This is a genomic window from Bounagaea algeriensis (genome assembly GCF_054491375.1).
The window spans coordinates 3,381,904-3,394,656 of sequence record NZ_CM137102.1 but is presented as its reverse complement, the minus strand read 5'-3'; the positions used below and the strand labels follow the sequence as shown (position 1 = coordinate 3,394,656).

Below are 12,753 nucleotides of genomic sequence, written 5' to 3'. Positions count from 1 at the left end.
CGCATCGAGTGCTGCACCGTGCTGCTCGGCCGGTGGCGCGGCGTTGCCCACGGTTCCGCCGGCGACCGGTCCGAGGGGCGACCTTCGAGCATAACCGCTGCACGTGCCAGCTGGATCACGCCGTCCGCTCCGCGCGAGGCGCCCTGTCCGCTCCGCGCGGAGTACCGCGGTTCGCTCCGCGCGGGGTGGGCGCGACGCGCCCGGTGCGTTGCGGCTCCTCCCCGCGTCCCCACCGCTGCCCACCAGTCCTCACCAGCACAAACGACTTCGACACGGACGGTTGTGCCACGGGGTTTCGTGTTGACGGTGGAGCGAAGTGGGGTACTGTGGTGCGCAGTGGGGAGATCGAATCGAGCGGGGTGCTGGTCGTTCCGGGCGTGGCCGTGCCAAGCGTGGTCGTGCCGGGAGTGATCGGAAATCCCGTCGCCGGGAACCGGTGCTTCCGCGGCGGTCCGGGGCCCCTCGGATGACCGGTGTGTTCGGTCGGGACGGCGCGGAGTGTCCTCACTGTCGGGAGGTGGACCGGGATGTTCCTCGGAACCCACCACCCGCGACTCGACGACAAGGGTCGGCTCACGTTGCCGGCGAAGTTCCGGGAAGCGCTCGCAGGGGGGCTGATGGTCACCAAGGGGCAGGACCACTGCCTGTTCGTGTTCCCCCGCGCGGAGTTCGAGCAGATGGCGCGCAAGCTCGCCGAGGCCCCGTTCACGAACGAGGCCGTGCGGGCCTATCAGCGCTACCTGTTCTCCGGAACCGATGAGCAGGAAGCCGACGGCCAGGGCCGCATCTCCATCGCTGCGGAACTGCGGCGGTACGCCGGTCTCCAGAAGGAGTGCGTGGTGATCGGCGCGATCAACCGCCTCGAGGTCTGGAACGCCGAGCGTTGGCAGTCCTATTTGGACGAGCACGAACAGGCCTACGCGCAGGCGCAGGAGGAGGTGTTGCCCGGCGTGTTCTGAGGCCGGAGCTTCCAGCGCGGCGCCGTTTCGGGTGCCGTTCGGCCTCGGTCCGCTCGGTAATCGCATGCCTGACGCACCTTCCCCGGTGTCAGGACGCGACGAGCGGGCGGGGACCTGGCGGTATCCGTCACGCGAGGACGAGGGCGTCGGCACGCACGGACGTGCGCGCAGGTGGGAGGTTCCGCGTGCAGGCGTGTTCGGTGGCTGGAGCTGCTGCAGGTGCGCTGTTGCAGGCGTAGCGCCCCGCGGACACGTCGCTGGGCATTTCCGGAATTCGTCTTCGCCACGCGGGAGTGCCGTGGCAGGGGACATCCGCCCGCGGGTGCGAGGGCTGCGCCGCGGACCGAACCGAACAGTCGAACGTGCGCACCGCAGGTGCACGTCCGGGCGGTGCACCGCATTCCGGCACACGGGAGAGAAGGGGGACAGCCGTGGCCGAACGACGAGACGAGGGGGGATCCGGGGCGTCTCCCGCGGACCGGCACGTTCCGGTTCTGCTGGAGCGCACGCTGGAACTCCTGGATCCCGCGCTGCGCGGGAAGTCCGCCGTGGTCGTCGACGCGACCCTGGGGATGGGCGGGCATGCGCTGGCGCTGCTGCGAGCGCACCCGGGAGCCACGCTGGTCGGGTTGGACCGCGACCCGGCGGCGCTGCGGCTGGCCGAGCAGCGACTGGGCGAGCACGCCGAGCGGACGCACTTGGTGCACGCCCGGTACGACCGGTTGTCCGAGGTGCTCACCGAACGCGGAATCTCCACTGTGGATGCCGTCCTGTTCGACCTGGGCGTGTCCTCGCTGCAGCTCGACGAGGCCGAGCGCGGTTTCGCCTACGCCCAGGACGCGCCGCTGGACATGCGGATGGACACCACGGCCGAGCGCACCGCGGCCATGGTGCTCAACACCTATTCCGCCGGGGAGCTCACCCGCGTGCTCCGGGCCTACGGTGACGAGAGGTTCTCCGCGCGCATCGCGCAGGCGGTCGTGCGGGAACGTGCCAAGGAGCCGTTCGACCGCAGCGAGCGCCTCGTGCGGCTGATCTACGACGCCGTGCCCGCCGCAACGCGCCGCACCGGCGGTCATCCGGCCAAACGCACGTTCCAAGCGCTGCGCATCGAGGTCAACGGCGAGTTGGAGGCGCTGGCCGGGGCACTGCCCGCGGGCGTGGACGCGTTGGCGCCGGGCGGGCGGATGGCCGTGCTGTCGTACCACTCGCTCGAGGACCGGGCGGTCAAGCGCGAGTTCGCCGAGCGCGCCCGCTCCCGCACCCCGGTGGACCTGCCCGTCGAATTACCGGGGCACGGCCCGGAGCTGCGGTTGCTGACCCGCGGTGCCGAGCAGGCCGGTGAGCAGGAGAAAGCGGCCAACCCACGAGCGGCGTCAGTGCGGCTCCGTGCTGTGGAGCGCATTCCGCCGGACGCCGACGACGCTACGGAGGCGTGATGACCGCACCGACGCGGAACAACCGGACCGGGCAGAAGCGGTCCCAATCCTCCCGAAAGGGCGCTGGGTCCTCCCGGAAGGGCGCGGAGACCCCGCGGAAGGGTGCTGGCAAGACCACGGAGGACACCGCCCCCCGCGAGGAGCGACGCTCCGGCTCCGGGACGGGACGGCGTGCCCCCTCCCGCCGCGAGGGGCGCACCGGACGCAGCTCCGGTCGCGGCGGGCAGTCCACGCCATCGGGGAAGGCGCAGAACGGCACATCCGCAGCGCGGACGGGGCAGGCCACCAAGTCCCGCGCGGCCACGTCCGGGACGCGGACGCAGCAGGGCACGCAGCGGACGGCGAAGAAGCAGTCGCCGCGGTCCAGAACGGCGGCACCGCAGTCGTCACCCGTGGTGCTGCGGGTGCGCAGCGCGCTGGACCGCATCCCGCTGGTGGGCGTGGTCATGACGCTGCTCGGCGTGGGACTGGCCGCCACGTTGTGGCTGTCGATCGCAGCGGTCAGCGGCAGCTACCAGTTGCAGCAGGGCCAGGCCGAGTTGAACTCGTTGAGCGAGCGCAAGGAGGAGCTGATGCGCGAGGTCAACACGCTCAACTCGAGCCCGATGATCCAGCAGCGCGCCGAGCAGCAGGGCATGGTCCCCGGACCGATGCCGGCGCACCTCGTGCAACGCCCGGACGGTTCCGTGCAGGTGATCGGTGATCCGGAGCAGGCTCAGGCCCCGGCTCCGCCACCGCCGCGCGAGCCCGCCGGCCAGCAGGGCGAGCAGAACGGTCGGCAGCCGAACGGGGGCGATCCGCAATCCGCCCAGGACGGCGGGCGGCCGGCTCAGGGCGAGCCGAACCAGGCCGCCGGCCCCGCCGGCGATGACCGGACGGCCGGCGGCGGGAACCAGCAGGACAGCGGCCAGCAGGAAGGCGACCAGCAGGGCGGCGGCCAGCAGCGCGAGGGACAGCCCGCGCCGGGTGCGCAGCACGCCGCTGATGCACCCGCCGAGGGGGCGCGGTGATGGCGCGTGGCCGACGGGGTTTCCTGCGGCGCAACAAGTCCGAGCGGCCTGAGGTCGGGGGCAGCCGGACGCGGTTGCGGACCGTCTCCGTGCTCATGGTGACGCTGCTCGTGCTCACCGCGGTCAAGCTCGTGCACGTGCAGGCCTTCGAGGCCAGCGCACTGTCCGAACAGGCCGAACAGCAGCGGGTCAGCAAGCAGGCCGTGCCGGCCGAGCGCGGCACGATCAGCGACCATCGCGGCACGGTGCTGGCGTTCAGCGGGGAGAGCCGGCAGCTGTACGCGAATCCGCAGCAGCTGACCGAGACGCTGCGCGAGGAGCGCGCCAAGGACCCGTCCGCGCCCACGCCGAAGCAGTACAAGAACGAGGTCGCGCGGTTCATCGCCGAGACGACGGCGAACAGGATCCCGGCGAAGGAAGTGCGCGAGGCCCTGTTCAGCGATGACAAGTTCACCTACTTCGGCACGCCGATCGACTCCGGCCAGGCGCGCAAGATCACCGAGGAGTACTCGCAGATCGGTTCGGAGTACCGGGCCTCGCGGGAGTACCCGGCGGGCAACGTGGCCGGCGACATCATCGGTGGTGCGAACTGGCGCATGGACGAGCACAAGGTCCGCGGCTTGATCGGGTTGGAGATGGCCCTGGACGACGAGCTCGCGGGCAAGAACGGGGTGCAGATCGCCGATACCGCGCGCGGTTCCTCGGACGTGGTGATCCCGGGAACCCAGGAGTTGCAGCCCCCGGTGCCGGGTTCTGACTTCCGGCTCACGCTCGATGCTGACCTGCAGTTCATGGCCCAGCGCAAGCTCTCGGATTACGCGCGCCGCGTGCAGGCCGAAAGCGGCAGCGCGGTGGTGCTGGATGCCAAGACGGGGCAAGTGCGTGCGTTGGCCAACGACCGCACCTTCGATCCGAGCGCGCAGAACTGGAGTGGTGAGAACTTCGGCAACCCTGCGGTGAGTTCGCCGTTCGAGCCGGGGTCGGTGAACAAGGTGATCACCGCCGCGGCGGCGATCGAGAACGGCATCGTCCGCCCGGAGCAGGTGCTGCAGGTGCCGGGGCAGATCGAGGTGGCCGACCGCACGATCGGCGATGCCTGGCAGCACGGCACGATTCCGCTGACGTTCACCGGCGTGCTCGGCAAGTCGTCCAACGTGGGCACTTTGCAGGTGGCGCAGAAGCTGGGCCCGGAGCGGTTCAACCGGATCGCCGAGAAGTTCGGGCTGGGCCAGCGCACCGGGATCGAATTGCCCGGGGAGACAGCGGGCACGTACCCGGACCGCGAGGACTGGTCGGGCAGCACGTTCGCCAACCTGCCGATCGGGCAGGGCCTGTCGATGACCGTGCTGCAGATGGCGAGCATGTACCAGGCGATCGCCAACGACGGGGTGCGCGTGCCGCCGCGCATCATCCAGTCGGAGTCGCGACCGGACGGCACGACGGTGCGGCACCGGCCGCCGGAGGGCACGCGGGTGGTGAGTCCGCAGACGGCGAGCACCGTGCGGGACATGCTGCGCGCCGTGGTGCAGGACACGCCGAACCACGAGGGCACGGGAACGGAGGCGGCGCTGTCCGGTTACCAGGTCGCGGGCAAGACGGGAACCGCGCAGCAGGTCGACCCGGAGTGCGGTTGCTACAGCCAGTCGAAGTACTGGATCACGTTCGCGGGGATGTTCCCGGCGGAGGATCCGCGGTACGTCATCGGGGTCATGCTCGACGCGCCGTCCGCCGGCGGCGAGGAGGCGAGCACGGCCGCACCGCTGTTCCACGACATCGCGGGCTACCTGGCGCAGCGCCACCACCTGCCGCTGTCACCGCCGGCGCCGGACCAGAAGCTGCGCGCGGACAAGCCGCTGTGAACAGCGGGAGCGCGTGCTCGCTGGAGCAGCGGTGCGCTCAGTCCCCGTCGTCGAGGTAGCGGGGACGGCACAGCTCGGGCGCCGGCAATCCGTGCTGCCGGCACCACTGCAGCGCCCGCTGCGCGTCGGGGAAGGGGCCGGGGTGGTACAGCAGCGTGCCGTCCTCGGTGGAGAGCTGGTTCACCGGGGCGTCGAGTTCGTCGGCGAGCTGGCGCTGCGCGGTGGGCGCTTGCCCGGGAGGACTGCCGAGGGCGACGACCCACACGCCGGGCACGTCGCCGGCGGCGCCGGCGGCGCGCAGCCGGTCGCGGAGTTCCGCGATGGCCGGCGAGTGCTCGCCGGGGCGATCGAGGGCGTTGTCGAGGGTGCGCATGTTCCCCCGCAGGCAGGAGGGGGACTGCGACCATCCGTTGCCGTGCTCGGAGGACACGACCGATGCGATGGTCCGGTCGTCCTGCCACGAGGGCATGATGGTCAGGTCGCGGAGCGCGTGGCGCTTTCCGGACTCCTCCTTCAGGACCAGGTCGACGGTGAAGATCGTGCCCCAGCTGTTGGGGGCCTCGTTCTCCGGGCCGACGGTGACCAGCAGGCGTTCCTGATCGTGCGCGGGGATCTGGTGCAGCACCGGTTTGCGGATGCTGGTGCCGTCGAAGTCGTCCGGTACGCGGAAGTCGTACTGGGTTTCGATCGAGATGGGACCGGCACCGGTGCACGTCCGCAGCCGATCCCGGTTTTTGACGACGAGTTCCAGTTCCGTGACAACCCCGGGCTGATCGTGGCTGTTCTCCAGCACGACGTCGATGGCGGTGGTGTTCGCCGTGGTGCGCGAGGTCGTCCCCTCGACGACGTGTTGTGCCTCCTGCGCGACGTCGGTGGTGTTGGTGAGGGAGTGGCGCATGATCGCCACCCCCGCTTCGGTGCTCGTGCGGTGGTCGAACACCAGCGACAAGATCCCGGCGATCGCGCCGAGGGCGGCCAGCACCGATCCCACTGCCACGCCGATGCGGCGCAGGGGGCGGCGCGGCCGGCGCGCGGTGGGGCGGGTGCTTTCCAGGGAGCTGCGGTGGTGCCCGGCCACGGGGCGGTTGCGTCGGGAACGTGCTGGTCGGCGCTGCATCGTGCGGTCCGGTCTCGTCGGGAGCTGGGCGCGCTGAGCCGGTGCTGCGCGGCTCGGCGGTCACGGTGCTGTGACGTGACGGCGCCCGGTGCGGTTCCGGATTCGTCGGGAAAAGCGGGGGAATTTGTTCCGTTCGGGGCGGTGCTGTGGGATCGAATCTCCGCGCAGCACGTTCGGCATTGCGGTCGCTATCCGAGGACACGGATATTTTTGACGCGGGTCCTTGCCGCGCCAGGTGCGCTCCTGGTTGTCTCGCCGTGCACGACGGGTTCCCGGCAAGCAGCGGAGAGGCAACGGATGAGCACCTCGCGGCGCAGCGCGGAATGGTTCGGCGCGTTCGGACGAGCCGGGATGCACGCGCGCTCTTGGTTGAAGAACCAGGGCTACACCGACGACGTGTTCGACGGCCGCCCGGTCATCGGCATCGCCACCACCTGGTCCGAACTCGCGCCGTGCAACGCGCACCAGCAGCGCATCGCCGAGTCCGTCAAGCAGGGCGTGTGGCAGGCCGGCGGGTTCCCCCTCGAGTTCCCGAACATGGCCCTCGGCGAGACGCTCATGCGCCCCACCGCGATGCTCTACCGCAACCTGCTGGCCATGCAGGCCGAGGAGACCATCCGCGCCAACCCGCTCGACGGGCTCGTGCTGCTGTCCGGCTGCGACAAGACGACCCCCGGGCTGCTCATGGGCGCGGCCAGCGTCGACCTGCCCACGGTCGTGCTCACCGGCGGGCCGATGCTCAACGGCAAGTACCGCGGTGGCGAGATCGGTTCGGGAACGGCCGTGTGGCAGGCCGAGAACGACCTCGTCGCCGGGCGGATCACCCAGCAGGAGTGCTACTTCCTCGAAGGGTGCATGTCCCGCTCCAACGGGCACTGCATGACCATGGGCACCGCTTCGACCATGGCGAGCATCGTCGAAGCGCTCGGCATGCAGCTGCCCGGTGCCGCGGCCTGGCCCGCCGTCGACGCGCGCCGCTACGCCACGGCCCAGCGCACCGGCCAGCGCATCGTCGACATGGTCGGTGACGACCTCAAACCCTCCGACCTGCTGACCCGCACCGCTTTCGACAACGCCGTCCGCGTCAACGCCGCGATCGGCGGCTCCACCAACGCAGCCATCCACCTCATCGCCATCGCGCACCGCGTCGGCGTCGACCTCGGCGTCGACGACTTCGACCGGCTCGCCCGCGACGTGCCCACGTTGGTGAACCTGATGCCCAGCGGCGAATACCTCATGGAGGACTTCTGCTACGCGGGCGGGGTGCCCGCGGTCATGCGGGAGCTCGACGACCTGCTCGACACCACGGCGCGCACGGTGACCGGAACGACGATCGCCGAGAATATCGCCGACGCCGAAGTCCACGACCGCCGGGTGATCACCCCGCGCTCCGAACCGTTCCAACCGGACGGGTCCGGCACGGCCGTGCTGCGCGGCAGCCTCGCCCCGGACGGCGCGGTGGTCAAGCAGTCCGCCGCCGCACCGCGGTTGTTGCAGCACAAGGGCGCGGCCGTCGTCTTCGACGACGTGGACGACTACTACGCCGTCTGCCGCGACGACGACCTCGACGTGGACGAGAACAGCGTGCTCGTCGTGCGCAACCTCGGGCCGAAGGGTTTCCCCGGCATGCCCGAACTCGCCAACGTCCCGGTGCCGAAGAAGGTGCAGGACCGCGGGTTCGACGACATCGTGCGGATCTCCGATGGGCGCATGAGCGGCACCGCCTACGGCACCGTCGTCCTGCACGTCACGCCCGAGTCCGCGGCCGGTGGGCCGCTGGCGTTCGTCCGCACCGGGGACCCGGTCGTCATCGACGTGCCGGGCCGGACGCTCGACCTCGAGGTCCCCGCCGAGGAGCTCGAACGGCGGCGTGCCGAGTGGCGCGCCCCCGAGAACCCCTACCCGCGCGGTTACCAGCGGCTGTACTGGGACCACGTGATGCAGGCCTCCGACGGCGCCGACCTGGACTTCCTGCTCGGCGGTTCCGGCAGCTACGTCCCCCGCGACGGGCACTGAGGCCCGAGCGGGAGCAGGTGGCACCGGCGCACCCGTGGTGCGACCTTGCGCGGGATCGCGGGGGCGGACCGGTAACCTTCACGGACGTGCCATCCCCGGTCGCGACAGCCCCGCCCAGGCCCGGTCACGTCACTCCCGTCGACGTCGCGGTCCTCGCCGAGACCGTCGGCGCGCGCCTCGTCCGCCACGACGGCGCCACGACCGGTGCCGCACGCGCCGTCACCGGGGCGACCCTGCGCGCCCAGCACGTGCGGCGCGGCGACCTCTTCGCCGCGCTGCCCGGATCCCGCGCGCACGGAGCCGACTTCCTCACCGAGGCGGTGCAGGCCGGTGCCGCGGCGGTGCTCACCGATCCGGCCGGCGTCGAACGCGCCCGCGCCGACGACGCGGTGCGCTCGGGCGCGGTCGCGCTGCTGGTGCACGACGACCCGCGCAGCGTGCTGGGGCGCGCCGCCTCCGCCGTCTACGGCGACCCCTCGCACGAGTTGAACGTGGTCGGCATCACCGGAACGTCCGGCAAGACCACGACGACGTACCTCGTGGAGTCCGTTCTGCGGGCGGCGGGGCACACCACGGGGCTCGTGGGCACCGTGGAGACCCGGGTCGCCGGCGAGCGCCTGGACAGCGCGCTGACCACGCCGGAAGCCCCGGACCTGCAGGCGCTGCTCGCCGTCATGGTCGAACGCGGGGTGACGCACGTGCCGATGGAGGTCTCCAGCCACGCGCTGGCGCTCGGCCGCGTGGACGGAACCCGCTTCGCCGTCGGAGCCTTCACCAACCTCTCCCAGGACCACTTGGACTTCCACCGCGACATGGAGGACTACTTCGCCGCGAAGGCGCTGCTGTTCGACGGCCGCGCCGCGCGCGAGGTGGTCTCCGCGGACACCGACTGGGGCCGCAGGCTCGTCGGACCGCGGACCACGACCGTCAGCGCGTGCACGGCGGGCGCGGAAGCGGATCCCGCAGCGGCGGCCACGTGGTCGGTCTCCGACGTGACCGCCTACACCACCGGCGAGCAGACCTTCACCGCCCACCACCGCGACGGCCGCGCGCTGCCGGTGCACCTGCGGCTGCCGGGGAGGTTCAACATCGCCAACGCCGTGCTGGCCGTGGCCGTGGTGGAGGCGCTCGACGTTCCGCCCGAGGCGCTCGCCCGCGGCCTGGCCGAGGTCGACGTGCCCGGCCGGATGGAGCGCGTCGCGGCCGGCCAGGACTTCACCGCGGTGGTGGACTACTCGCACAAACCCGGTGCCGTGGCCGCCGTGCTCGAGGCCGCGCGCGCACAGGTGGCCGGGCGCGTGCTCGTCGTGCTCGGCTCCGGCGGCGACCGGGACACCGCCAAGCGGCCGCTGATGGGCGAAGCGGCGGCGCGCCGGGCCGATGTGCTCGTGGTCACCGATGACAATCCCCGGGGAGAGGACCCGGCGGCGATCCGCGACGCGGTGATCGACGGGGCGCACACGGTGCCGCGGGCCGAACGTGGTGAAGTGTGGGAGATCGGTGACCGGCGCGCGGCGATCGCCGCGGCGGTCCGGCGCGCCGAGGCCGGCGACATCGTGGTCGTCGCCGGCAAGGGACACGAGACGGGGCAGGAGGTGGCCGGCGTGGTGCACCCGTTCGCGGACCGCGACGAGCTCGCCGCGGCGCTGCGGGGGCGCGGCGGTGCGGCAGCCCCGCATCCCACCGGGGACGGCCCCGAGCTGCACACCCGGGTGCAGGGCGATGAGGAGGCAAGGTGATCCGGCTCAGCCTCGCGGAGATCGCACGGGCGGTCGACGGAGAGCTCGTGCACGCGGACGGTTCCGAAACCGTCACCGCGAGCGTGGAATTCGACTCCCGCAGGATCCGGCCCGGCGGCCTGTTCGCGGCCGTGCCGGGTGAACGGGTCGACGGGCACGACTTCGCCGCGCAGGCGGTGGCCGACGGCGCGGTCGGAGTTCTCGCCGCGCGCGCGGTGGACGTTCCCGCCGTGCTGGTGCCACCGGTGCCGTCCGGCAGCGCGGACGTGATGGCGCTGGCGGCCGACACCGACGGTTCCGGCGCCGCCGTGCTGCACGCGCTGGCGAAGCTGGCCCGGCACGTGGTGGACCGGCTCGACGAGCTGACGATCATCGGCCTCACCGGCTCGTCCGGGAAGACGTCCACGAAGGACCTCGTGGCCCAGTTGACCGAACCGCTGGGGCCGACCGTCGCCCCGCCCGGCTCGTTCAACAACGAGCTCGGCCACCCGTGGACCGTGCTGCGGTCCGATGCGGACACCCGGCACCTGGTGCTGGAGCTGTCCGCGCGCGGCGCGGGGCACATCGCCGCGCTCACGCGGATCGCGCCGCCGCAGATCGGCGTGGTGCTCAACGTCGGCCACGCCCACGTCGGCGAGTTCGGCTCCCAGCAGGCCGTGGCCCGGGCCAAGGGCGAGTTGCCCGAGTCGCTGCCCGCCGGCGGCGTGGCGGTGCTCAACGCCGACGATCCGCTGGTGGCCCCGATGGCCGAACGCACCGCCGCGCGGGTGGTGTTCTTCGGCGAGTCGCCGCAGGCGCAGGTGCGCGCCGAGAACGTCCGCGTCGACGAGCAGGCGCGGCCGCGGTTCACGCTCGCCGCTGCGGGCGGCCGGGCGGAGGTGGCGCTGCCGCTGCACGGCGAGCACCACGTGAGCAACGCGCTCGCCGCCGCCGCGGTCGCCACCGAGCTCGGCGCGAGCGCGGAGTGGATCGCGCAGCGGCTCGGCGATGTGCGCGCGATGTCGGCGCGTCGCATGGAGGTCACCGCAACACCGGGTGGGGTGACCGTCGTCAACGACGCCTACAACGCCAACCCGGAGTCGATGCGGGCCGCGCTGAAAACCCTCGCGGAGATGACGCGGCACGGCTCGGGCCGCTCGTGGGCGGTGCTCGGACCGCTGGCCGAGCTCGGCGAGGAGGAGACCGAGGCCCACGACGGCATCGGCCGGCTGGCCGTGCGGCTCAACATCGAGCGGCTGGTCGTCGTCGGTGAACAGGCGCGGGCGATGCACCGAGCGGCGTGCCACGAAGGGTCCTGGGGAGAGGAGTCCGTCCTGGTGCCGGATGTCGACGCGGCACTCGAACTGCTGCGCAACGAACTGAGTCCGGGTGACGTCGTGCTCACCAAAGCGTCGAACTCCGCCGCGCTGTGGCGGGTCGCCGACGCGCTGCTCGCGAACCAGGAGGGCTCGGCGTGAAGGCAATTCTGGTCGCCGCCGCGGTCTCGCTGGTGGTGTCGATCCTGTTCACCCCCTACTTGATCCGGGTGTTCTCGAAGCAGGGCTTCGGGCAGGAGATCCGGGAGGAGGTGCAGGCCTCGCACTCCTCCAAGCGGGGCACGCCCACGATGGGCGGCATGGCGATCATCGTCGCCATGTGGGCCGGCTACATCGTGACCCACCTGAGCGTGTCCGTGGAGCCGCCCAGCGCGTCCGCGCTGCTCGTGCTGGGGCTGACCACCGCGCTCGGCCTGGTCGGCTTCCTCGACGACTTCATCAAGATCCGCAAGCACCGCAACCTGGGGCTGAACAAGACGGCGAAGCTCGTCGGCCAGCTGGCCGCCGCGGTGCTGTTCGCGGTGCTGGCGATGCAGTTCCCGGACGCCAACGGGGTGACCCCGGCCTCGGACCACCTGTCGTTCATCCGCGACATCACGGTGATCTCGTTCGGCGCGGTCGGGTTCGTGATCTTCGCCTACGTGGCCATCAGCGGCTGGTCGAACGCGGTGAACTTCACCGACGGCATGGACGGCCTGGCCGCCGGGACCGCGGCGATGGTGCTGGCCACCTACGTGCTCATCTCGTTCTGGCAGCTGCGCAACTCCTGCTCGCCGCCGTCCGGCCCGATGCCCGCCTGCTACACGGTGCGCGATCCGCTGGACATCGCGATCGTGGCGGGTGCGGCGATGGCGGCGTGCGTCGGTTTCCTGTGGTGGAACGCGGCTCCGGCCAAGATCTTCATGGGCGACACCGGATCGCTGGCCCTCGGCGGACTCATGGCCGGGTTGTCCATGGTCACCCGCACCGAGCTGCTGATGATCATCATCGGTGGGCTGTTCGTCGTCGAGGCCCTGTCGGTGGTGCTGCAGATCGTGGTGTTCCGCACCACCCGCAGGCGGTTGTTCCGGATGGCGCCGTTCCACCACCACTTCGAGCTCGCCGGGTGGGCCGAGACCTCGGTGATCATCCGGTTCTGGATCCTCGCGTCGATCAGCTGCATGTTCGGCGTGGGGCTGTTCTACGCCGACTGGCTGGCGGGGGCGGGCGCGACGTTCTGACCCGAGCTCCGGCCGGTCGGCGGAGGTGCCGGGGTGGTGACCGGGCGCGCTGATCCACCCGGCACCATGGCGTTGGGC

General features: G+C 71.7%; 9 protein-coding genes. 8 read left to right on the top strand and 1 reads right to left on the bottom strand.

Translation table 11 applies throughout. From position 1 onward, the window contains the following. The first annotated feature begins 527 nt into the window (after positions 1–527). The 4 genes from mraZ to ACVGV2_RS15445 all read left to right on the top strand — a co-directional run bounded on the left by mraZ (position 528) and on the right by ACVGV2_RS15445 (position 5,267). Positions 528–959, top strand: a complete 432-nt coding sequence (mraZ, locus tag ACVGV2_RS15460) for a division/cell wall cluster transcriptional repressor MraZ (RefSeq protein ID WP_459163072.1) — start codon at positions 528–530, stop codon at positions 957–959. Positions 960–1,390: 431 nt separating this feature from the next. After that, complete coding sequence (gene rsmH, locus ACVGV2_RS15455) at positions 1,391–2,398, top strand: 16S rRNA (cytosine(1402)-N(4))-methyltransferase RsmH (RefSeq protein WP_459163071.1); 1,008 nt, start codon at positions 1,391–1,393, stop codon at positions 2,396–2,398. Next, positions 2,398–3,408 carry an FtsB family cell division protein gene (locus ACVGV2_RS15450; protein WP_459163070.1) on the top strand — a complete coding sequence of 337 codons (1,011 nt, stop codon included), beginning with the start codon at positions 2,398–2,400 and terminating at the stop codon, positions 3,406–3,408. Before rsmH ends, ACVGV2_RS15450 begins: the two co-directional genes overlap by 1 nt. Then, positions 3,408–5,267 carry a peptidoglycan D,D-transpeptidase FtsI family protein gene (locus ACVGV2_RS15445; RefSeq protein WP_459163069.1) on the top strand — a complete coding sequence of 620 codons (1,860 nt, stop codon included), beginning with the start codon at positions 3,408–3,410 and terminating at the stop codon, positions 5,265–5,267. The genes ACVGV2_RS15450 and ACVGV2_RS15445 overlap by 1 nt, the downstream gene beginning before the upstream one ends. A gap of 37 nt (positions 5,268–5,304) precedes the next feature. Here the strand turns inward: ACVGV2_RS15445 and ACVGV2_RS15440 are convergent, their stop codons facing one another. Next, positions 5,305–6,345 (bottom strand): hypothetical protein, encoded by a 1,041-nt coding sequence (locus ACVGV2_RS15440; protein ID WP_459163068.1) that lies wholly within the window; start codon positions 6,343–6,345, stop codon positions 5,305–5,307. Positions 6,346–6,681: 336 nt separating this feature from the next. On the opposite strand from ACVGV2_RS15440, the gene ACVGV2_RS15435 reads away from it, so the two are divergent. The 4 genes from ACVGV2_RS15435 (at position 6,682) to mraY (ending at position 12,675) form a co-directional block, all read left to right on the top strand. Next, a complete protein-coding gene (locus ACVGV2_RS15435; protein ID WP_459163067.1) occupies positions 6,682–8,400 on the top strand; it encodes an IlvD/Edd family dehydratase in 1,719 nt (572 codons plus the stop codon). An 86-nt stretch (positions 8,401–8,486) separates the two neighbouring features. Continuing rightward, positions 8,487–10,139 carry a UDP-N-acetylmuramoyl-L-alanyl-D-glutamate--2,6-diaminopimelate ligase gene (locus ACVGV2_RS15430; protein ID WP_459163066.1) on the top strand — a complete coding sequence of 551 codons (1,653 nt, stop codon included), beginning with the start codon at positions 8,487–8,489 and terminating at the stop codon, positions 10,137–10,139. Continuing rightward, complete coding sequence (locus tag ACVGV2_RS15425) at positions 10,136–11,596, top strand: UDP-N-acetylmuramoyl-tripeptide--D-alanyl-D-alanine ligase (RefSeq protein ID WP_459163065.1); 1,461 nt, start codon at positions 10,136–10,138, stop codon at positions 11,594–11,596. Before ACVGV2_RS15430 ends, ACVGV2_RS15425 begins: the two co-directional genes overlap by 4 nt. Beyond that, entirely contained in the window at positions 11,593–12,675 is a 1,083-nt protein-coding gene (mraY, locus tag ACVGV2_RS15420; protein WP_459163064.1) for a phospho-N-acetylmuramoyl-pentapeptide-transferase, read from the top strand. The genes ACVGV2_RS15425 and mraY overlap by 4 nt, the downstream gene beginning before the upstream one ends. Positions 12,676–12,753: the final 78 nt, after the last annotated feature.

Excerpts from the sequence above, each read along its gene's own strand:
- mraZ (WP_459163072.1), top strand. The coding sequence starts at position 528 with ATGTTCCTCGGAACCCACCACCCGCGACTCGACGACAAGGGTCGGCTC.
- ACVGV2_RS15450 (WP_459163070.1), top strand. The coding sequence starts at position 2,398 with ATGACCGCACCGACGCGGAACAACCGGACCGGGCAGAAGCGGTCCCAA.
- ACVGV2_RS15445 (WP_459163069.1), top strand. The coding sequence starts at position 3,408 with ATGGCGCGTGGCCGACGGGGTTTCCTGCGGCGCAACAAGTCCGAGCGG.
- ACVGV2_RS15435 (WP_459163067.1), top strand. The coding sequence starts at position 6,682 with ATGAGCACCTCGCGGCGCAGCGCGGAATGGTTCGGCGCGTTCGGACGA.